Genomic DNA, 19296 nt, shown 5'->3' on the forward strand with positions numbered 1-19296 from the left:
CCGCCCCGGGGGGCGGGGGGGGCGGGCGGCGCGGGGCGGGCCCCCGGGGGCCGGGCCCCCCCGGGGGGGGGCGCGGTGCGCGGGGGGCGGGGCCCCCCGCGCGCCCCCCCCGGCCCCGGTCCTCCGCCGTCAGAACTCGTTGCCCCAGACGTAGCGGGCGACCGTCTCGACCAGCACGATCTTCCTGCGCTGTTCCTCCGCCGTCAGCAGCGGCCGGCTCGCCACGTCGGCGAAGCCCCGGGACGGCGACACGGCCGCGTCCTCGAGGTCCTTGAACTCACCGACGGCGTCGATGCGGGCCATCACCGTGTCGAGGTCCTCGAGTCTGGGCACGGTGGCGTCGACCACGCCCAGGCAGACGTCCCGGTCCTCCGGCAGCGCCCGGACGAGGTCCAGCTCCGCCCCGGTGCCCTGGTCGAGGGGCAGGATCCAGCGGTCGGCAGGTACCGCGCCGTACAGCCGCTCGGCGCGTGCCCGGTCCACCGCCGCGGGGGCGGCATGGCCGGGAGCGACCCCGATCCGTACCCCCTCGGGGCGTTCGTCGAGACGTACGGCGAGGGCCTCGACGGCCACCGCGTCCTCGAAGGACAGAGCCCCCGGGTCGGCCGGCTCGACCGCCAACTGGCCCAGCAGCAAGGGGTTGTTGAGCTGGATCAGCCGTACTCCCCTCGACACCAGCAGCTCGATCTCCGCCTGGACGATCTCCGCGAGGGCCTCACCCAGTTCGCGTGCGGAGGCCACCCCGGGGCCGGGGCGGTAGGTGGTCGCGGCGAGGTAGGCCGGGGAGGGCAGCGAGACCTTGGGCGCGATCACCGTCAGCGCGGTGAGCCGGTCCGCCCAGTCGGCGAGCAGCGGGCCGTTCGCCTTGGGCAGGGACTCGGCGACCCAGCCGACCAGGCCGTCCGGACCGACCTCGTCGGTGCGGCGGAAACCGGTCACGGCGTCGAGGACGGCGCCGCGGAAGTCCTCGCGGGGGAAGTCGCCGTCGGTGACGACGGTCGAGCGGAGCCTGCGCTGGAGGACGACCGCCTCCTCGACCGCCCGCCGCTCGGCGGCCGCCCGGGCTTCCGGGTCACCGGTCGCGCGGGCGGCGACCAGTTCGGCGGGACGGACCAGGCTGCCGTGGTGGTCGATGCGGTAGTTGAACGTGTCCGCCATGGGTCACGCGTCCTTTCCGGGCCCGGCGGGGCCGCCCGCGACACCCCAGGCGGCGAACTCCAGCTCGTAGCCGAGGGAGGCGAGCACCTCGTCGGCGATGGTCTGGTCCTCGTCCGCGGTGCCGCCGGCGATGCCGAGGCCGCCGATGATCTCGCCGTCCTTCTTGATGGTGACGCTGCCTTCGGTGGCCATGATCGGCATGGCCGCGCCCGGGAGTTGGGAGAGCTGGGCGAAGAAGACGGGCTGGCTCTCCTGCCACTTCTTCAGCATCGCGCCGGGCCGCTGCATGACGGCCGCGGTGTACGCCTTGGCGCGGGCGATGTCGGGGGTGAGGGGGCGGGCCCCGTCGGGGCGGCGGATGGCGACGGGGAAGCCTCCGGCGTCCACGACGGCGACGCTCACCGCCTTGCCCACGGCCCGGGCCCGCCGGGTGGCGGCCTCGATGATCTCCTCGGCGGCGGCCAGGGTCAGGCTGCTCATGCTGCTTCCTTCTGTGCGGTGAGGGTGCGGCGCAGACGGGCGACGGCCTCGTTGTAGGCCTGGGGCGTCTCCCAGTACATGGAGTGCGGGGCGCCCGGGACGATCTCCAGGTGCGAGCCGGCCAGCAGTTCGTGGGCGCGGGTCACCGTCTCGACGCTCAGCACGGCGTCCTTCTCGCCCGCGAGGAAGGCGACCCGGACGCCCGAGGCCTCGATCTCCTCCAGGGAGGGGCCGTCGGTGTCGAGGTTGCGCAGGTCCTGCATCCTGGCGGCGTTGAAGGTGCCCATCTGCTGGAACAGGAAGGTGAGGTCGGGCCGCTCGCGCTGGAAGGTCCTGGTCAACAGCCGGTCGATGACCGGGAGTCTGACGGCCTCGGCACGGTCGGCGGCGGCAAGTTCCTTCAGTTCGGGATGGCTGATGCCGCCCAGCGAGTGGCCGAGGACGACACAGGAGACGCGTTCGGGGCGCAGCAGGCCGGCCCGCAGGGCGGCGACGGAGCCGATGGACTGCCCCACCAGCATGACGTCGGTCAGGTCCTCCTGGTCGAGGACGGCGACGACGTCACCGGGGAAGTCCTGGCCGTCGAACTCCGCCATGGTCGAGTCGGACTGGCCGAAGCCGCGCAGGTCGAGGGTGACCACGGTGAACTCGTCGCGCAGCGCGGCGACCTGCTGCCACCAGGCGGCGTGGTGGCCGCCGCTGCCGTGCACGAACAGGATCGCCGGACCGCTGCCGTGGCGCTCGTAGTAGAGGGAGGTGCCGTCGGAGTCGGCGAGAGGCATGGGAGGGAGCTCCTCAACGGGGTCGATCGGTCGGGCGCGTGATCAGCTGGGGCGCTTGGCGTGGTGCACGATCTCGATCATGGTGTGGTCGGGGTCGTGGATGTAGCAGAACTTCGACTGGTTCTCCGGGCGTTGGATGGGCCGGGTGTGCCGGATGCCCAGCTCACCGAGGTGCGCCAGGAAGTCGTCCCAGTCGTCGACCTCGACGGCGAAGTGATAGGGCGCCATGCGCTCCATCTCCTCGACCGGGGTGAAGTGCAGGTCGAAGTTGCCGCGGGTCATCAGCACGACCCGGGTGTTGGACTTGGGCATGATCCGCTTCATGCCGAAGACCTTCGTGTACCAGGCGGCGGTGCGGTCGGGGTCGGTGGTGGGGAAGTTGACGTGGTGGATGTAGCGGGGTTCCGCGCTCATGACTGGTGGTTCCCTTCGAGGTGAACGGGGTTGGACAGCACACCGATACCGCTGATCTCGATCTCCACGGTGTCCCCGGGCTCGATCGCGCAGGTCGACTCGGCGCCCATCCACAGCACGTCCCCGGGTCGCATGGTGATGTGCCGGGTGATCTCGACGATGTAGTCGAAGGGGTCGAAGACCATGTCTCCGGTGGGGAACGAGGCCCGCTCCGCGCCGTTGACCCGCAAGGTGGTGGTCTGCGCCAGGGCGTCGACGTCGGTCTCGATCCACGGGCCCATCGGCTTGAAGGTGTCGCTGTTCTTGCTGCGCCACAGGGTGCGGTCCTGGTGCTGCCAGGTGCGGGCGCTGACGTCGTTGCCGATGGTCCAGCCGAAGACGGATCCGCGGGCCTCCTCGTAGGAGGCGTGCCGGACCGTACGGCCGATGACGGCGACCAGTTCGGGCTCGGCCTCGAACCGTCCCTCGGCCCCGGCCGGCTTCACGATGGGTGAACGGTGGCCGGTGAGGGCGTTGTTGGCGCGGTAGCCGACCTCCGGGCGGTCCGGCGTGACGGCGGCGGGATTGCCGAGCCGGGCCGCGTGCGCGATGTGCCGGGGGTAGTTCAGTCCGACCGCGTAGAACACGGGCGGGACGACGGGCGGCAGCCAGTCGGCCGTGTCCCGCCGGACGGTCCCGACGGCCTCGGCATCGCCTGCCAGCGGGGAGCCGGACAGCAGCTCCACGTCGGTCTCCCCCACCCGGCCCCATCGCGTCCTTCCGTCGACCGCGAGCCGTGCGTACCTCATGGCGCCAGCTGGTGGGAGACGCGCTTGGTGACCAGGTAGGCGTCCAGCGCCTCCGGCCCGCCCTCCCGGCCGTAGCCGCTGTCCTTGACGCCGCCGGAGGGCGCCTCGTGGACGGAGCCGCCGCAGTGGTTCAGGGAGAGGATCCCGGCCTCCAGTTCGGCGGAGAGCTTCTCGGCGGTCGCGGCGGAGGCGGTGAAGCCGTAGGCGGCGAGGCCGTACGGCAGCGCGTTGGCGACGGCGAGGGCCTCGTCGAGGCCGGCGAACGGCACGATCGGCGCGATCGGTCCGAACGGTTCCTCGTGCAGCAGCCCGGCGTCCTCGGGGACGTCGGTCAGGACGGTCGGCGCGAAGAAGTAGCCCGGCCGGTCTGCCCGCTCGCCGCCGGTGAGGACCGTGGCGCCGCGCGCGACGGCGTCGGCGGTGAGCCGCTCCAGGGACTCCAGCCGGCGTGCGTTGGCCAGGGGACCCATGGTGGTGCCCGGTTCGAGTCCGTCACCGACGACCACCGCCTCGGCGGCCTTCACGAACTCGGCGGTGAACTCGTCCACGAGGCTCTCGTGGACGAGGAAGCGGCTCGGCGAGGTGCAGACCTGGCCGGCGTTGGCGAACTTGGCCAGGGCGGCCTTGCGGGCGGCCGATACCGGGTCGGCGTCCGCGCAGACGATCACCGGGGCGTGGCCGCCGAGTTCCATCAGCGACGGCTTCATGACCTGGCCGGCCTGCGCGGCCAGCAGCTTTCCGACCGGCACCGAGCCGGTGAAGGCGACCAGCCGGACCACCGGGGAGGCGATCAGGTGGGCGGAGACCTCGGCGGGCTCGCCGAAGACGAGGTTCAGCACCCCGGCCGGGAGCCCCGCGTCGGTGAAGCAGCGCACCAGTTCCATGGCGGTCGCCGGGGTCTCCTCGGAGGCCTTGACGACGATCGAGCAGCCGGCGGCGAGCGCGGCGGAGATCTTGCGCATCGGGCCGCCCGCCGGGAAGTTCCACGGCACGAAGGCGGCGACCGGGCCGATCGGCTCACGGCGGACGGTGAGGAGCGTGCCGGGCTCGGCGGGGATGATCCGGCCGTAGGCGCGGCGGGCGTCGTCGGCGTGCCAGCGCAGGGCGCCGGCCACCCGGCGGGCCTCACCGGTCGCCTCGGCGAGCGGTTTGCCCTGCTCCAGGGTCATGATCCGGCCGATCTCGGCGGCGCGCCCGGTCAGCAGGTCGGCGGCGGCGTGCAGGACTGCGGTGCGTTCGGCGACCGGCGTCGCGCGCCACACCTTGAAGCCCGCCGCGGCGGCTTCGAGGGCGCGGTCCAGGTCGGCGGGGGCGGCCAGGGGTACGTGTCCGATCACCTCTTCGGTGGCCGGGTTCACGATCGGGGCGGTACGTCCGGTGCCGCCCTGGCACCACTCGCCCGCGATGTGGAGGCGGACGGCGGGGTAGCCGTGGTCGGTGGTCATGGGTGGGTGCCCTCTCAGGCTGGAGAGTCGATGAGGCGGGATCGATGAGGCGGGCGGGTCGATGGGGTCGCGCGGCGGGGCGGGAGCGGCTCAGGAGACGGTGCCGGCGTCCTGGTCGCGGTTCGTGCGCAGCGCCCAGATGTGGTGCGGCGGGGCGGTCTCGTGGACGCGGGTCTCGTAGGTGTCGTCGACCCGGTCCATGTCGGCGGCGTACTCGACGCGGCCCCCGCACGGGGCGTGCAGGAAGCGGAAGACGTTCGAGCCGACGGTGTGGCGGCCGAGCCGGCGGGCCTCCCGCCAGCCCTTCTCGATCATGTGGTTGCCGCCCTCGATGACATCGTCGAAGCCGGGCACCTCGTAGGCGATGTGGTTGACGCCGACCCGGTCCGGGCGGTGGCAGAGCAGCATGGTGTGCTGGTCGTCGTCGCCCGGGGCCTGCAGGAAGACGCCCATCGGCTCCACGACGTCGGTCGGCCGGAAGCCGAGGACGTCGGTGTAGAAGGCGACGGCCTCGTCCTTGCCCGCCTTGGCGATGTTCAGCGCCACATGGCACATGCGCAGCGGGTACGCGCGCGTGACCGGCTCCAGTGCGGTGTTCCAGCGGTGGACGGCGCCCGTCGCGTTGGCGGGACGGGGGGTGACGGTGACCGGCTTCGGCCGGGCGAGGGTGAGGCCCACGCCGAAGCCGCTGAGGTCGACGGTGTGCAGGACACCGTCGGCGCTCTCGCGCACCGCGCGCCGGCGGCCGGCCGCCTCGGCGAGCCGGGCCAGCTCCTCCGGGGTGTCGACGCCCCAGACGACCTCGCGCAGGGTGGGCCCCTGCTCCACCGGCGGCGGCAGGAGCGGGTTCGGGGCGGTGTCGAGGTGGAGCGTCTGCCCGGCGAGGGTCTCGAAGACGGCGTGTTCCTCGCTCCGCTCCACCAGGAACAGACCGAAGTCGTCGAAGAACCGGAGGCATGCGTCGAGGTCGTCGATGCCGTAGGTGACCGATTCGATTCTCTGGATGCCCATGCATTCCTCGTTTCCGGGTCGCCTGGTGAGCGTAGGCAGGGGGTGGCCGGGGCCTCAATGGACCCGGCTCCACCCGATGCGCAACTCTTGGTTGCGCGTGCCGTCGGGATTACCGGATCGCGGGAATCGGGTTCTGTGAGAACCACGCGGAGAGAAAGTCCAGGAACACGCTGATCTTGCGCGGGGTGGCCTGTCCCGGGCCGTAGATGGCGTACAGCGGGCGGTCCGGTACGGCGAGTTCGGGCAGCAGCACCTTCAGCGCGCCGCAGACCAGGTCGTCGTAGGCCGGGCGCTGCGGGAGCAGGGCGATGCCCCGGCCGTGCACGGCGGCCTTCTGGAGCGCGAGGTACGAGTTGGACGAGAAGGCGATGGTGCGGATCTTGTGCAGGGTGCTCGCGTGGCCGTGGCCGATGCGCCAGACCGGGTCGTTGACGTGCACCAGGCAGTCGTGGCCCGCGATGTCGTTGGGATGCGCGAGGCCGCCCCGCCGTTCGATGTAGTCCGCCGAGCCGCACAGCACGAACGGCAGGGAGGAGATCTTCTTCAGGCGGACGCTGGAATCGCGGAGGTCGCGGGTGTGGAATGCGACGTCGAATCCGCTGTCCAGGAAATCGTAGGTACGGTCGGACATTCCGCCGAGTTCGAATCGGACCTGAATCTTCGGGTGGGCCGCGGAAAAGGCGGCGATCGCGTCACCCAGGTCCAGACTGCCTATCCATTTCGGGCAGATGATGCTGAGGGTGCCCTCGGCCCGGTCGTGCGAGTCGGCGAGTGCCGCGTCCTGCGCGTCGATCTCCTCGAGGATGCGGGCGGCGAATTCCGCGTACCTCAGGCCCGGCTCGGTGAGGCTCACCGAGCGGGCGGTGCGGTTGACCAGGCGGACCCCCACCTGACGTTCCAGTTCGGCCACGTGCCGTGACACCAGCGACCCGGAGGAGCCCAGTTTCTTGGCGGCCCCGTTGAAGCTTCCGGCCTGAGCGACAGTGACGAAACTGTGCATCAGCAGCAAGCGGTCCATGTTTCCTCCGATTGCGGCTCCCGCCCGCGGCGTCGGGAACGGGAGCATTCCTGCGGCTCGGGACGACCGGGCGCGGGCAGGCACCGCTTCCCGGTGGGGCCCTCACTTCGGGCAGTACTGGGGTGCCTCGCTCAGGTTGTCCTTGGTCACCAACAGAAGAGGAATGTCGGCAATCTTGTCAACCTTTTCTTTTCCGAGGAGCCCTACGGCGTTCCTGACGGCCGTCTCGCCGATCGTCTTCGCCGAGTTCGAGACGGTGGCGGAGAACGCGCCGCTCTTGACCGCGGCCAGGCCCTCGTCGGTCCCGTTCACGGTGACGATCTTGACGTCCTTCGCGCCGGCCGCGTCGAACGCCTTGCGCACGGCGAAGGCCATCTCCTCGTTGGCGACGAACGCGTAGTCCAGGTCGGGATTGGCCTGGATCATGTTCTCCGCCACGTCCTGGGCCTTCGCCGGGTTGAACATGCCCGGCTGGTTGGCGACGACCTTCGCCGTGGCCGGCAGAGCGCCCTTGAAGCCGCCCACCAGCAGGTCCGAGGCCGCGCCGGGAGCCCCGGCCACGATGCCGACCTGCACGTTCTTGGTGCCCGCGTCCTGGGCGATCCAGCCCGCGTCGAGGCTGCCGACCTTCTTGAGGTCGACGACCGCCGCGCCGAGGACGTCCGCGGCGTCGCTGGTGGACACGGAGGTCAGATAGATCGGTATGCCGGAGGCCTTCGCCTTGGCGATGTCGCCCTTGAGCGCGTCGACGTTGACCGTCTGCACGATCAGCGCGCTGACGTCGCGGGAGATCATGTCCTCGATGTTGGACAGCTCGGTCCCGGCGTTCTGGTGGGAGTTGGCCGTGTAGACCTTCGCTCCCGCGGTCTTGGCCTGGCCCTCGACGGCTTTCTGGAGACAGCTGTGGAAGTTGGTGTCGCCACCGTTGACGAAGCCGAGGGAGACGCTGTCGGAACTGCCGCTGCCGCTGTCGCCGGTGCCGCAACCGGTCAGCACCAGGGTGGAGCCGGTGACGGTGGCGAACAGCGCCCTGCGCGAACGGGCGGAGAGTCTCATGGTGAAACGCCTTTCGGGAGGCATGGACGGGAGGGAGGGTCAGTGGCGGGCCGAGCCCTGGCGGGCCTTGTGCATCTCGTTGGCGACGGCCGCGACGAGCAGCACCGCGCCGACCGAGACCGGCTGGTAGTTGCTGGAGAAGTCCAGGAGGTTCAGCGCGTTGGCCACCACACCGAGCAGCACCAGGCCGAGCGCGGTGCCGATGACGGTGCCGTGTCCGCCGGCCAGCGAGGTGCCGCCGATCACCACCGCGGCGACCACGGCCAGTTGGAGCGAGAGGCCGGCGGTGCCGCCGGGGCTGGAGGAGCCGAGGCGGGACAGCAGCATCAGGCCGGCGAGTCCGGACAGGGTGCCGGTCAGGCCGTACAGGGTGAGCTTGCGGGCGGTGACGTTGATGCCGCTGAGGCGGGCCACGTGTTCGTTGCCTCCGATGGCGAAGGCGTCCCGGCCGAACACCGTGAACCGCATGACGAGCGCCGTCGCGATCAGCACCAGCACGGCGACGATCAGCAGATACGGCACGCCGAGCACCTTGTCGTTGCCGAGGGCGAACATCCGGGTGCCGATGGAGATGGTGGAGCCGTCGTGGACCAGCAGTGCGACGCCGTCGAGCAGGGTGGCAGAGGCCAGCGTCACGACGAACGGCGCCACCTTGGTGAAGGTCACCACCAGCCCGTTGACGAGTCCGATGGCGGTGCCGAGCAGCAGCGCGACGGCGACGGCGTAACCGGTGGGCCGGCCGTCGGCGAGCAGTTTCGCCGACACGGCGGCCGTGACGGCGACGTTGCTGCCCATCGAGAAGTCCATGCCGCCCGCGGTCATCAGCAGGGTGAGTCCGGCGGCCAGCACCGCGTTGACGCTGACCTGGCCGAGGATGTTGACGATGTTGCGGTCGGTGGCGAACGTCTCGCTCTGCACGGCGGTGAACACCACGACGAGGACGAGTACGGCGACCAGCCCGGCGTGCGGCAGATCGCGCACCCTGCCCGGCGTGAAGCGGGACCTGGGCTCCTCGGGCGGGTCGGAGACGCCGGGGGCATCGGTAAGTGTCTTGACGCTCACTGCGGTTGACCTCCGAGGGCCGTGGCGACGAGTTCGTCGCGGGTGATGGCGGTGATGTCGTGTTCGGCGACGGCGCGGCCGGCGCTCACGACGACGACCCGGTCGGCGAGCCGCATGACCTCCTCGGCGGAGGAGGAGGCGAGCAGTACGGCCACTCCCCGGGAGGCGAGGTCGTCGAGGAGGGTGTGGATGTCGGCCATGGCCGCGATGTCCACGCCGTTGGTGGGGTCCTCCAGGAAGCAGGCGGCCGGTGAGGTCTCCAGCCACTTGCCGAGCAGCACCTTCTGCTGGTTGCCGCCCGACAGCGCGCTCACCGGCGGGTTCCCGGCCAGCGCCCGCACCCCGTAGCTCTGGCGCAGCGGAGCGGCCCGGCGGGCGAGTCCACCCCGGCGGTGCAGACGGCGGCGGGCGAACCGGTCCTCGGCGAGCATCAGGTTCTCGTCCAGCGACATGCCGGGGACCAGGCCCAGGGCACGGCGGTCGCCGGTGACACACCGCAGCCCGCCGGCGAGCGAGGCCTGGACCCGGCCGAAGGGCACGGCCCTGCCGTCGACGCGCAGTTCGCCGCGCTCCGGGCGCTGCCGTCCGGACAGCAGGTCGAACAGCCGGGACTGGGCGTCCCCGGCGGGTCCGAGGACGGCGACGATCTCGCCCCTGCGCACCTCGACGGTGAAGTCCCTGATGGCCCGGCCCTGGCTCAACCCCCTGACGGAAAGGCCGACTTCGTCCTTCGGCGCGGGGCGTTCGGGGCGGGTGGAGACGACGTCCCGGCCGACCATGGCGCGCACCAGTGCGGCGTCGTCCAGTTCGGCGGCGGGCGCGCTCGTCACGACGGCGCCGTCCCGCAGGACGGTGAGGCGGTCGGCGACGGCCATGACCTCGTCGATGTAGTGCGAGATGTAGACGACGGCGACACCCTCGTCGCGCAGGGTGCGCACCAGGGCGCGGATCCGGTCGGCGTCCTTGGCGCTCAGACACGCGGTCGGTTCGTCCAGGATCAGCACCCGGCCGCCGCGCCGGACCTCGCGGGCCACCTCGACCATGGTCTGCTCGGCGACGGTGAGCGAACCCGCGGCGCGCTCCACGTCGACGGCGATCCCGAGGGCGGCGAGGGCCGTGCGGGCCTCTTCCCTGACGGCCTTCCACCGCACGGCGCGCCCCCGGGTGGGCAGGTCGCCGAGCAGGATGTTCTCGGCGACGCTCAGGCCCATCGCCAGCTCGCGGCGCTGTGGCACCGAGGAGATGCCGAGCCTGCGTGCCCGGCGCACGCTCAGCCCGTGCTGCTCCTGTCCGTCGATCTCGATCGTGCCGGCGTCGGCCTGGTGGACGCCGGACAGCACCTGCACGAGGGTCGACTTGCCGGCGCCGTTCATGCCCATCAGGGCGTGCACCTCGCCGGGGTACAGATCGAGGTCGACGCCTTTCAGGGCGGCCGCCCCGCCGAAGCTCTTGGTGACGCCCCGGGCGCGCAGTACGGCGGTCATGGCCGGTCGCCCTCGGGGGCCACACGTCCGTAGCCGCGGATGTCGGGGAAGGGGGGTTCCGTGTCGGCCTGGAGGTCCACCTGGAAGGTGTTCAGGCACATCCCGAGCATGGTGAAGTTGCCGAGCGCGCCGATGGTGTCCACCAGACCCTTGGAGCCGAAGTGCGCCAGCGCCGCCGCGAAGGTGGCGTCGGTGACGAAGTGCTCGTCGAGGATCTCCCGGCAGAACCGGTAGAAGGCCTGGTCCGCCTCGTTGTCGAAGACCGCCTCGCGCTTCTCGGCGATGGCGTTCACCGCGGCTTCCGGGATGCCGGCCTCGACCGCCTGGTGCACGTGCGCGTTCCAGGAGTACTGCGCGTCCCAGTTGCGGGCGGCCATCAGCAGGGTCAGCTCGCGCAGGTGCCTGGGCAGCGAGCAGTCGAACCGGGCGAACGCGCCGAGCGACTCGGCCCGTTCGCACATCTCCGGGCTGTGCAGCCAGACCCGGAAGGGACCGCGCACCGCGCCACGGCGGCCGGCGATCCGCGCGGCCAGCTCCTGCTGCCGCGCATCCATTTCCTCTTCGTCGAGAACGGGGAGCCTCACGGCCTCTACCTGCCTTTTCTTTCCGGCGCGTTACGGGCACGGGTCGGGAATCCGTGCGGTGCCAGGTGAAGGTACAGCCGTGTCCGAGAAGCTCACCCACCTCGGAGCGCAACGTAAAACTGCATGCCGGAGGCCCCCCGTTCACCGGACGGCGACCTAACGTCGTCCGGCATGACCACCATCATCAAGGCCGCGTCCGTCCCGCTCCTCGACCGCGGCGGCGCGGTCGTCACGACACCGCTCGTCACCACGACGTCGGCGAACGGGGAGAACCGGATCACCAGCGGGATGAGTGTCTATCCGGTCGGCTCCGGGGCCCCGCTGCACTCGCACAACTGCGACGAGCACGTGACGATCCTCGAGGGTGAGGCGGAGGTGTGGGTGGACGGCGAGGTGACGAAGCTGGAGCAGTACGACACCACGTACGTGCCGTCCCCCGTCCCGCACCTGTTCCGCAACATCGGCGACCGCCCGCTGCGGATCCTGTGGGTGTACTCCTCGGGCCATGTGACGCGCACGTTCACCGAGACCGGCCGGACGGTGGAACACCTGTCGGCGGAGGACCAGATGGGCTCCGACGACTGAGGACGGCGGGACCGGGCACGGCATTCAGCGCACCGCCGCGGTCACCGCCTCCAGGACGACGGCGGCGACCCGCGCGGGCTGTTCCACCAGCGCGAAGTGTCCCGCGTCGGGCACCGTGACCGTCCGGACGTTCCGGCAGGCCTCCAGCCCCCGCCGCTCCGCGTCGGTCAGGCCGACCTCGTCGCGGTCCCCGCGTACCACCCAGGCCGGGACCCCGGCCTCGCACAGCCTGGGGACCAGCGACGCGTACCGGTCCAGATAGGCGTAGTGGTGCCGCAGGATCCGGCGGCAGGCCGCCGGATCGTTGTCGGCCATCGCCGCCGCCAGCGCATGCGCGCGCGGCGGCGGCAGTTCGTCCTCCATCGCCCGGGGCAGCAGTTTCAGCATGCCCGCCCAGGCGGCCGTGCCGAGCCCGGGCACCCGCGCCACCGTGTTGATCACGGACAGGGACCTCGACTCGTCCCCTCGCGAGAAGGTCGGCGAGAGCAGTACCACGGGTCCCGTGAACAGGCCCGCCGCGACCATCTCGATCGCCACGTTCGCGCCCAGGCTGTGGCCCACGACCGTGTCGCAGCCGGCCTCGGCCGCGAAGTCCGACATCAGCCGGGCGTAGTGCTCGACGGACACGTCCTCGGGCTCCTCGGTACGGCCGAACCCCGGCAGGGTCGCCGCGATCGTCCCGAGGCCCGCCAGCGCCGGCTCGGCCATCAGATCCGCGTAGAACGCGGTCGTGCACAGCGCACCCGGGATCATCAGCACCCGGTGCGTGGCGTCGTCCGGGCCCGCCCGCCGCACCTCCCAGCGCTCGGTCATACGTCGAGGGTGACGCCCCCCGCGCCCGGGCGCACCTCGGGCGGATCGCCGTGAGCGCCGGAGGCCGGCCGCGGCACCCTGGTGCGGCGGCCGGCCTCCGTCCTTGCCCCCGGTGGTCACGACGCGGTCAGTGGGCGCCGACCAGTTGCTGGTCGGCGTCGTCGCGCGGAGTCTGCCGGGAGGTACGCAGCGCCGCGATGCCGATGAAGACCATCGACGACAGGCCGGCGATCGCGAACGAGGTGAAGCCCCAGTCGCCGTTGTCCGAGGCGAGCAGCTGGCCGCCCAGCCACGGCCCGAAGACGGCGCCGAAGCGGCCCATGCCCGAGGTCCAGCCGACGGCGGTGGCCCGGTTGTCCGCGTGCGAGCGGATGGAGACCGTCGCGTAGATCATCGTCTGGGCGCTGTTGAGGAAGACGCCGGTGAAGAAGACGACGATCATCGTCAGGGTCATCGGCATGTGGACGCTGAGCAGGAACACGCCGGCGGCGGTCAGCGCGAACCACACCGCGGAGATGCGCGGGGCGCCGAACCGGTCGGCGGCGCGCCCGGCGACCAGCATGCCCACGATGCCGCCGAGGTTGAAGACGACCACGAAGGACAGGGCCGAGCCGAGCTCGTAACCCTCGGCCCGCATCAGGGTGGGCAGCCAGGTGGCGACGCCGTAGACGAGGAGCAGACCGCCGAAGGAGGCCAGCCAGTACAGCAGGGTCTGGGTCCACTCACCACCGCGGAAGAGGTTCTTCAGCGCGTTCCAGCGGTCGGCCGCGCCCTGCTTGCCGGACTTCTCGGCGGGCAGTTCGACGTCGTAGCGGGTGGCCAGCTCGCGGGCCTCGTCGGTGCGGCCCTTGGCGACGAGGAAGCTCAGCGACTCGGGCAGCAGCCTGGCGAGCACCGGGGCGAAGAGCAGCGGGAGCACGCACACCCAGAACGCGGCGCGCCAGCCGACCGGGTCGATGAGCCACTTGGCGACGTAGGCGGAGAGGATGCCGCCGGCGTGGTGCGCGGTCATCAGCAGGCCGATGACGAGGGCGCCGCGGCCGCGCGGGGCGTAGTCGGAGACCATGCTGATCGCGGTGGGCAGCAGGCCGCCGAGTCCGACGCCCGCCAGGGTCCGGCCGAGGCCGAAGACCTCGACGCTGCCCGCCATCGCGCACACGCCGGAGGCGAGCGAGAACAGCACCACGCAGCCGACCATGAGCTTCTTGCGCCCGACCCGGTCGGCGACGGTGCCCGCCGTCAGGGCGCCGATCAGCATGCCGAAAGTGGCGTAGCTGCCGAGGTCGCCGGCGGTGTCCGGGGTGAGGCCGAAGGTCTTCGTCTCCAGCAGGTGCGGCAGCACCGAGCCGTAGATGAACATGTCGAGGCCGTCGAAGAGCACGGCCAGCCAGCACAGACCGACGACCAGGAGGGCCAGTCTGCTGCCGCGGGCGGACAGCGCGGGGGAGGAGGACATCGTTGTTTTCCTCTCGTCCAGGAGACGTTCCCTGGAGGGGACGAGTGAAGAGGGCCGGCGCGGCTCGTGCGGCTGACCCGGTGTGCGCAAGACGCTAAGGACCGACCCAGAAAGAGTCAACACTTTTGTCAACAATCTCATCGACAATCAGTGGATCCTGCTGGTCGGACGCCTTGCGCACCCCCGGAGACGGGTCAGCCGACGGGCGGCGTGCCGTGCGTGTGGAACGACTCGATGGTCCGCAGACCCCAGGCCTGCCCCTTCTTGCGCTCCTCCTCGGTCCAGGTGACGAGCGGCCAGTCGGGGGCCAGGACGAGGCGCGTGAGCGGGTTGCACAGCTCGATGCGGTTGCCGCCGGGCTCGTAGACGTACAGGAAGAACGTCTGCTGGATGGCGTGCTTGTGCGGGCCAGTCTCGATGAACACGCCCGAGTCGATCGCGAGATCGGCGGCGCGCAGGATGTCCTCACGGGTGTCCGTCGCGAACGCGATGTGGTGCAGCCGCCCCGAACTCCCGGTCCAGTCCGAGGTGTAGACGACGTCGTAGGACTTGTTCGTGTACGTCAGCCAGCGCGCCGCGATCCTCCCCGTGTCGAGCCGGATCTGCTCGGTGGGACGCGCGCCCAGCAGGTTCTGCTGGAACTCGGAGTTGGCGAGCACGTCGGCGGCGAGGAAGTTGATGTGGTCCAGGCGCCGTACGCCCACACCCCGGTTGGGCTTGGCCTGCGGCTGGTTCTTCAGGGCCGGCCGCAGCCCGTCGGGGGCCCGGTAGTGCTCGCTCTCCCAGTACAGGGCGTGCTCGTGGCCGTCCGGGTCGGTGGTGACGTACAGCTTGCCGAGGCCTGGTTCGTCCTCGGCCCAGTGACCGGTGCCGCCCGCCGCCTCGATGGCCGCGACCCGGCGCTGAAGGGCCTCCGCGCTGGAGGTGCGCAGGGCCAGCCGGCCGAGACCGGGCTGCTCGCGGGCGGTGAGCACCAGGCTGTGGTGCTCGTAGTCGTCGAAGGTGCGCAGGTAGACCGTGTCGCCGTCCTGCCCGTTGACGGTCAGCCCCAGGTAGTCCGTGAAGAAGCCGACACTGGCGTCCAGGTCCGGGGTGAAGAGCTGGGCATGGCCGATGTGGGCGATGTCGCCGAGCGGCGGAGTCATCGTTGACCTCCAGGGGAGCGTGCGGGCAGGGGGGCCGTCTCGGCGGACCGGGGGAAGACGGTGCCGTCGAAGATCTTTCGGGCCGTGCGCACCACGGCGGTGCGGTGGGCGCGGGGCAGACCGTCGGAGGTGGCCCCGAGGCTGCTTTCGATGTCCAGGAATCCCGTGGGGTGTTCGATGCGCACGCGGTCGCTTCCGGCGTCGATCCGCGCCAGCTCCGCCCCCACGCTGCCTTCGATCCGCAGCCCGGCCGCGACGCTCGCGGCGCCGAGCACGCCGATCGACGGGTGGCAGCGCACGGGAATGAAGGTGCGGGTGGTGACCGCGCCGTCAGCACGGGGCGCGGCGAGCAGCGTGAGCTTGGGCACGGTGGTGTCCGACACGTCGCCGAGGCCCATCAGCCTGCCCGCCGCGAGCCGGATCGTCCGGAGGCGGTCGGCGAGCGCGACGTCCTCCTCCAGGTCCCGGGGCAGCTCGTAGCCGGTGACCTTGAGCGCGGTGGCCGCGACGAGCACCGTCGGCATGCCGTTGTCCACGCAGGTCACCGCCACCCCGTCGATCTCGTCCCGGACGTGGCCCGTGGGCAGCAGCGCGCCGTCGCCCGGCGGGAACTCGATCACCACCGGCGCGGCCGTCCCCGGCACCCCGGAGATCCCGGCGGCGCCGGTGTAGTCCACCCGGCCGCCCGGCGTCGGGAAGGTCGCCGTCGCGTGGTCGCCGGAGTTCACCATGCGGATGCGGACGGCCGTCTCCCGCTCCCCCGCGGCGACCAGCCCGCGCTCGACGGCGAACGGGCCGACACCGGCGAGGATGTTGCCGCAGTTCTGACGGTCGCTCACCTCGGCTCGTTCCACGGCGACCTGGAGGAAGAGATAGTCGACGTCGGCGCGCGGGTCGGCCGACGGCGACACCACGGCCACCTTGCTGGTGAGCGGGTGCGCACCGCCCAGGCCGTCGATCTGGCGTGCGTCCGGGCTGCCCATGACGCGCAGCAACAGCTCGTCGCGCAGGGCCGGTTCGGCGGGGAGATCAGCGGCGAGGAAGTACGCGCCCTTGGAGGTGCCGCCCCTCATGAGCAGACAGGGCAGTTCCTCCGACACGGAGGTCACGACGACTCCCCCGCGTACGCGTCGTACGTCTTGTACTCGACGCCGAGCCGCTTCAGGGTGTCCCTCAACCCGTAGCGGTCCAGGCCGAGTTCACCGTCGAGGAAGGCTGCGCGGGAGCGGGCCTCCTTGGCCTCGCGGGCCTCGGACGCCGCGACGGTGGCACGGGCCCGCTCGCGCGGGACGACCACGACACCATCGTCGTCGGCGAGGATCACGTCGCCCGGACGGATCACCTGTCCGTCGATCGCGATCGGCACGTTGACCGAGCCCCCGGTGGCCTTCACGGTGCCCTGCGAGGAGACCGCCCGCGACCAGGCCGCGAAGCCCATGTCCCGCAGTTCCTGGGTGTCGCGGATGCCCGCGTTCGTGATCACGCCGCGCACCCCGCGCCGCTGGAGCGCGGTCGCGAAGAGCTCGCCGAACATGCCGTCGGTGGACGGGGAGGTGGTGGTGACGACCAGGATGTCGCCCTCGCCGCACTGCTCGACGGCCGCGTGGATCATCAGGTTGTCGCCGGGCCAGCTGAGCACGGTGACGGCAGTGCCGGCGACCCGTACGCCCTGCTGGATCGGGCGGATCTCCGGGCTCAGCAGCCCGGTCCGGCCCATCGCCTCGCCGACCGTGGCCACGCCGAAACCGGCCAGCGCGTCGACGTCCTTCAGCTCCGCCTTCGGCGGGTTCGTCACGATCACGCCGCTCACGCCAGCTCCCTCGCGATCTGCGGGTAGGGACGCATGAACGCCTCGGCCATGGTCTTGTGCGCCAGGCCCAGGTTGGGGCCGGCGTTGCGCTTGAGCTGCACGCCCCGGCGCACGGCGAGGTCGGTGTAGTAGTCCCACAGGTGCTGCTGGGCGCCGAGGCACTCCATGGCCTTGCGCTTGGTGTCCCACACCTCGGTGATGTCGAGCAGGACCTCGGGCCTGAAGCCGCTCATCTCCGGCTGGTGCGGCTCGAAGTAGAAGACCGGCGGCGCGCCGATGATCTCGCCCTCGCCGGGGTAGCCGATGGCCTGGGCGAGGACCCGGGCCTCCAGCGCCATACGGTTGGCGGCCGGGTGGTCGCCGTTGTAGGGGTCCTCGGTGGGGTGGGTCAGCACCACGTCCGGCTGGGTGTCGCGGTAGACGGCGACGAGCAGATCGGTCAGCTCGGCGGTGGCCACCAGCGGGTAGTCGCCGGCGTCGAAGAAGCGGACCTCGGCGCCCAGGGCGGCGGCGGCACGCTCGGCCTCGTCCCGGCGTATCGCCTTGATCTCGTCGAGCTTCCTGCCCTCACGCCACGCCTTGGCGGACTCGCCGCGCTCGCCGAAGGTCAGGCACGCGATGGTGACCTTCTCCCCGCGGGAGGCGGCCAGGGCGATGGCGCCGCCCGCCCGCCACACGAAGTCGCCGGCGTGCGCGGTGACGACGAGGGTCGATCGTGGTGGGCTGGCGGGCGCGTTGGCCTGGGTCATTCTCAGATCTCCTTGGTGACAGGTGGGCGCCCGCCCCGCGCAGCTGTGATCAGTCGCGCAGCGCCTCGATCACGCTGGTGAGGTGGGCGCGGACGGCCGTCTCGGCCGCCTGGGGGTCCCTGGCCCGGATCGCTTCGATCATGGTCAGGTGCTCGTTCAGGGATTGCTGCGGCCTCCCCGGCCTCAGCGCCAACTGGAATCGGTGACGCACCAGTTGGGCGTTGAGCCGCTCCAGCAGCTCCTGCGCGGTCTGCTGGCCGGAGAACTCCCGGATGCGGACGTGCAGGGCGTGGTTCAGGTCGGAGTAGGTGACCGGCTCGCCGTCGGCGACGGCCTTGGTCATGGCCGTGCCGAGGTCGGTCAGCTCGATCAGCTGGTCGTCGCTGGCCGCGACGGCCGCCTTCGCCGCGCACAGTCCTTCGAGGACCATGCGGCACTCGGTGATGGCGACCGCCTCGTCCACGGTGACCACCCGCACCCGCGAGCCGCGGTTGCGGATCCGTTCGACGAGTCCCTGGGACTCCAGATCGATCAGCGCCGCGCGGATGCTGGCCCGCGTCACACCGAACTGCTCGGCGAGCTCGTTCTCCACCAGCCGCTGGGCCGGTGCCATCTCGCCGTGCAGGATCGCCTGCCGCAGCTGCGCGAGCGCGTGCTGCCTGGCCTGCTCCCCGGTGCTCGGACGGGCTTCTTTCGGCATGGTCGCCCTCCCTGAATGAGTGCCTGTCGAACCTAAATCTAGCGAAACAAGATTGTCAACAATTTTGTCCGCCGTATTGCGGGCGTGCTGCCGCCGCGCCATGTTCCCACTGGGGGCACGGCGCAGGACGACCCGGGTTACTTGATCAACGCGTTCGCCACGACCACGATCAGGCCGAGCAGCGCGTCCACCGCCCCGATCAGCACCGCGACGGCCCACGGGCGGCGCGCCCAGCGGGCGGTGACCAGGCCGAGGGCGAACAGCAGGGCGATGTTCAGGACGAACGCGGCGTACTCCACCCCGCTCGCCGGCCACCAGCCCCACCCGGCGCCCGCCAGGATCAGCACCGTGGGCAGCACGGCCGCCACGAGCGGCCACTCCTCGACCAGGGTGCGCAGCGCGTCGCCCCTGCGGTGCGCGCCCCGCTCGGCGATGTAGTGGGCGTAGCCGTGCGCGAGCGCCGAGGCGAACGCGGTCACCAGCAGCCAGGCGGCGTCGTAGCGGCGGCTGTCCTGGGAGGTGTGCCCGTGCTGGCTGAGGGCGGCGACCATCGAACTGGCCAGCACCGCGCCGTAGACCCCGCCGAAGAGGAGGGCCTCACGTGTGCCGTGCCGGTGCGGCTCGCGCGCCGCCGCGGTGTCGTCCGCCATGGGCACCACGATCACCCCGCCGCACACCGGCCGCCAGTCGTGACGAAGTGTCCTTCCACCTGGGCCGACGGCCCACACAGTGTCCAGAGCCGGCGCGCGTACGGCC

General features: G+C 71.5%; 21 protein-coding genes. 1 reads left to right on the top strand and 20 read right to left on the bottom strand.

Annotation, left to right across the window (positions count from 1 at the left end; all coding sequences use genetic code 11):
* Nucleotides 1-129: 129 nt before the first annotated feature.
* The 12 genes from J2X68_RS34535 to J2X68_RS34590 form a co-directional block, all read right to left on the bottom strand.
* Nucleotides 130-1158, bottom strand: coding sequence for a methionine synthase II (cobalamin-independent)-like protein (locus J2X68_RS34535; protein ID WP_310436553.1), 1029 nt, complete (start codon nt 1156-1158; stop codon nt 130-132).
* Nucleotides 1159-1161: 3 nt separating this feature from the next.
* Nucleotides 1162-1638 carry a heme-binding protein gene (locus J2X68_RS34540; RefSeq protein WP_310436554.1) on the bottom strand — a complete coding sequence of 159 codons (477 nt, stop codon included), beginning with the start codon at nt 1636-1638 and terminating at the stop codon, nt 1162-1164.
* Nucleotides 1635-2420 carry an alpha/beta hydrolase gene (locus J2X68_RS34545; RefSeq protein WP_310436555.1) on the bottom strand — a complete coding sequence of 262 codons (786 nt, stop codon included), beginning with the start codon at nt 2418-2420 and terminating at the stop codon, nt 1635-1637. Before J2X68_RS34545 ends, J2X68_RS34540 begins: the two co-directional genes overlap by 4 nt.
* A 42-nt stretch (nt 2421-2462) precedes the next feature.
* On the bottom strand, nt 2463-2834 hold the full coding sequence (locus J2X68_RS34550; protein ID WP_310436556.1) for a VOC family protein: 372 nt from the start codon (nt 2832-2834) through the stop codon (nt 2463-2465).
* Nucleotides 2831-3622, bottom strand: a complete 792-nt coding sequence (locus J2X68_RS34555) for a fumarylacetoacetate hydrolase family protein (RefSeq protein WP_081553351.1) — start codon at nt 3620-3622, stop codon at nt 2831-2833. The genes J2X68_RS34550 and J2X68_RS34555 overlap by 4 nt, the downstream gene beginning before the upstream one ends.
* Complete coding sequence (locus tag J2X68_RS34560) at nt 3619-5067, bottom strand: NAD-dependent succinate-semialdehyde dehydrogenase (RefSeq protein WP_310436557.1); 1449 nt, start codon at nt 5065-5067, stop codon at nt 3619-3621. Before J2X68_RS34560 ends, J2X68_RS34555 begins: the two co-directional genes overlap by 4 nt.
* Before the next feature lie 90 nt (nt 5068-5157).
* The gene (locus J2X68_RS34565; protein WP_310436558.1) at nt 5158-6078 is read right to left on the bottom strand and encodes a VOC family protein; all 921 of its coding nucleotides are present in this window, start codon (nt 6076-6078) and stop codon (nt 5158-5160) included.
* A gap of 109 nt (nt 6079-6187) precedes the next feature.
* Entirely contained in the window at nt 6188-7096 is a 909-nt protein-coding gene (locus J2X68_RS34570) for a LysR family transcriptional regulator (protein ID WP_310436559.1), read from the bottom strand.
* Nucleotides 7097-7198: 102 nt separating this feature from the next.
* Nucleotides 7199-8152 carry a sugar ABC transporter substrate-binding protein gene (locus J2X68_RS34575; RefSeq protein ID WP_310436560.1) on the bottom strand — a complete coding sequence of 318 codons (954 nt, stop codon included), beginning with the start codon at nt 8150-8152 and terminating at the stop codon, nt 7199-7201.
* A 39-nt stretch (nt 8153-8191) separates the two neighbouring features.
* The gene (locus tag J2X68_RS34580) at nt 8192-9214 is read right to left on the bottom strand and encodes an ABC transporter permease (protein WP_310436561.1); all 1023 of its coding nucleotides are present in this window, start codon (nt 9212-9214) and stop codon (nt 8192-8194) included.
* Nucleotides 9211-10698 carry a sugar ABC transporter ATP-binding protein gene (locus J2X68_RS34585; protein ID WP_310436562.1) on the bottom strand — a complete coding sequence of 496 codons (1488 nt, stop codon included), beginning with the start codon at nt 10696-10698 and terminating at the stop codon, nt 9211-9213. Before J2X68_RS34585 ends, J2X68_RS34580 begins: the two co-directional genes overlap by 4 nt.
* Entirely contained in the window at nt 10695-11252 is a 558-nt protein-coding gene (locus tag J2X68_RS34590) for a carboxymuconolactone decarboxylase family protein (RefSeq protein WP_310436563.1), read from the bottom strand. The genes J2X68_RS34585 and J2X68_RS34590 overlap by 4 nt, the downstream gene beginning before the upstream one ends.
* Nucleotides 11253-11453: 201 nt before the next feature.
* Between J2X68_RS34590 and J2X68_RS34595 the strand changes: the two genes are divergently transcribed.
* Nucleotides 11454-11867 carry a cupin domain-containing protein gene (locus J2X68_RS34595; protein ID WP_062642881.1) on the top strand — a complete coding sequence of 138 codons (414 nt, stop codon included), beginning with the start codon at nt 11454-11456 and terminating at the stop codon, nt 11865-11867.
* A 24-nt stretch (nt 11868-11891) separates the two neighbouring features.
* On the opposite strand, the gene J2X68_RS34600 is transcribed toward J2X68_RS34595, so the two are convergent.
* The 8 genes from J2X68_RS34600 to J2X68_RS34635 form a co-directional block, all read right to left on the bottom strand.
* A complete protein-coding gene (locus tag J2X68_RS34600; protein WP_310436564.1) occupies nt 11892-12680 on the bottom strand; it encodes an alpha/beta hydrolase in 789 nt (262 codons plus the stop codon).
* Between the two features lie 127 nt (nt 12681-12807).
* Nucleotides 12808-14136, bottom strand: coding sequence for an aromatic acid/H+ symport family MFS transporter (locus J2X68_RS34605; RefSeq protein ID WP_310436565.1), 1329 nt, complete (start codon nt 14134-14136; stop codon nt 12808-12810).
* Between the two features lie 194 nt (nt 14137-14330).
* On the bottom strand, nt 14331-15281 hold the full coding sequence (locus J2X68_RS34610) for a VOC family protein (RefSeq protein WP_310436566.1): 951 nt from the start codon (nt 15279-15281) through the stop codon (nt 14331-14333).
* Complete coding sequence (locus J2X68_RS34615; protein WP_310436567.1) at nt 15278-16390, bottom strand: 4-oxalomesaconate tautomerase; 1113 nt, start codon at nt 16388-16390, stop codon at nt 15278-15280. Before J2X68_RS34615 ends, J2X68_RS34610 begins: the two co-directional genes overlap by 4 nt.
* The gene (locus J2X68_RS34620; protein WP_310436568.1) at nt 16387-17091 is read right to left on the bottom strand and encodes a 4-carboxy-4-hydroxy-2-oxoadipate aldolase/oxaloacetate decarboxylase; all 705 of its coding nucleotides are present in this window, start codon (nt 17089-17091) and stop codon (nt 16387-16389) included. Before J2X68_RS34620 ends, J2X68_RS34615 begins: the two co-directional genes overlap by 4 nt.
* Nucleotides 17088-17840 (bottom strand): PIG-L deacetylase family protein, encoded by a 753-nt coding sequence (locus J2X68_RS34625; RefSeq protein WP_310436569.1) that lies wholly within the window; start codon nt 17838-17840, stop codon nt 17088-17090. The genes J2X68_RS34620 and J2X68_RS34625 overlap by 4 nt, the downstream gene beginning before the upstream one ends.
* Before the next feature lie 49 nt (nt 17841-17889).
* Nucleotides 17890-18540, bottom strand: coding sequence for a GntR family transcriptional regulator (locus tag J2X68_RS34630; RefSeq protein WP_310436570.1), 651 nt, complete (start codon nt 18538-18540; stop codon nt 17890-17892).
* Between the two features lie 137 nt (nt 18541-18677).
* Nucleotides 18678-19190: a hypothetical protein gene (locus tag J2X68_RS34635; RefSeq protein WP_310436571.1), complete on the bottom strand. Its 513-nt coding sequence runs from the start codon at nt 19188-19190 to the stop codon at nt 18678-18680.
* Nucleotides 19191-19296: the final 106 nt, after the last annotated feature.

Source organism: Streptomyces sp. 3330 (assembly GCF_031456635.1).
GTDB lineage: Bacteria > Actinomycetota > Actinomycetes > Streptomycetales > Streptomycetaceae > Streptomyces.

Coding starts and splice junctions, on each gene's coding strand:
- J2X68_RS34535 (WP_310436553.1), bottom strand. CDS start 1,158: ATGGCGGACACGTTCAACTACCGCATCGACCACCACGGCAGCCTGGTC.
- J2X68_RS34540 (WP_310436554.1), bottom strand. CDS start 1,638: ATGAGCAGCCTGACCCTGGCCGCCGCCGAGGAGATCATCGAGGCCGCC.
- J2X68_RS34545 (WP_310436555.1), bottom strand. CDS start 2,420: ATGCCTCTCGCCGACTCCGACGGCACCTCCCTCTACTACGAGCGCCAC.
- J2X68_RS34550 (WP_310436556.1), bottom strand. CDS start 2,834: ATGAGCGCGGAACCCCGCTACATCCACCACGTCAACTTCCCCACCACC.
- J2X68_RS34555 (WP_081553351.1), bottom strand. CDS start 3,622: ATGAGGTACGCACGGCTCGCGGTCGACGGAAGGACGCGATGGGGCCGG.
- J2X68_RS34560 (WP_310436557.1), bottom strand. CDS start 5,067: ATGACCACCGACCACGGCTACCCCGCCGTCCGCCTCCACATCGCGGGC.
- J2X68_RS34565 (WP_310436558.1), bottom strand. CDS start 6,078: ATGGGCATCCAGAGAATCGAATCGGTCACCTACGGCATCGACGACCTC.
- J2X68_RS34570 (WP_310436559.1), bottom strand. CDS start 7,096: ATGGACCGCTTGCTGCTGATGCACAGTTTCGTCACTGTCGCTCAGGCC.
- J2X68_RS34575 (WP_310436560.1), bottom strand. CDS start 8,152: ATGAGACTCTCCGCCCGTTCGCGCAGGGCGCTGTTCGCCACCGTCACC.
- J2X68_RS34585 (WP_310436562.1), bottom strand. CDS start 10,698: ATGACCGCCGTACTGCGCGCCCGGGGCGTCACCAAGAGCTTCGGCGGG.
- J2X68_RS34590 (WP_310436563.1), bottom strand. CDS start 11,252: ATGGATGCGCGGCAGCAGGAGCTGGCCGCGCGGATCGCCGGCCGCCGT.
- J2X68_RS34595 (WP_062642881.1), top strand. CDS start 11,454: ATGACCACCATCATCAAGGCCGCGTCCGTCCCGCTCCTCGACCGCGGC.
- J2X68_RS34600 (WP_310436564.1), bottom strand. CDS start 12,680: ATGACCGAGCGCTGGGAGGTGCGGCGGGCGGGCCCGGACGACGCCACG.
- J2X68_RS34605 (WP_310436565.1), bottom strand. CDS start 14,136: ATGTCCTCCTCCCCCGCGCTGTCCGCCCGCGGCAGCAGACTGGCCCTC.
- J2X68_RS34610 (WP_310436566.1), bottom strand. CDS start 15,281: ATGACTCCGCCGCTCGGCGACATCGCCCACATCGGCCATGCCCAGCTC.
- J2X68_RS34625 (WP_310436569.1), bottom strand. CDS start 17,840: ATGACCCAGGCCAACGCGCCCGCCAGCCCACCACGATCGACCCTCGTC.
- J2X68_RS34630 (WP_310436570.1), bottom strand. CDS start 18,540: ATGCCGAAAGAAGCCCGTCCGAGCACCGGGGAGCAGGCCAGGCAGCAC.
- J2X68_RS34635 (WP_310436571.1), bottom strand. CDS start 19,190: ATGGCGGACGACACCGCGGCGGCGCGCGAGCCGCACCGGCACGGCACA.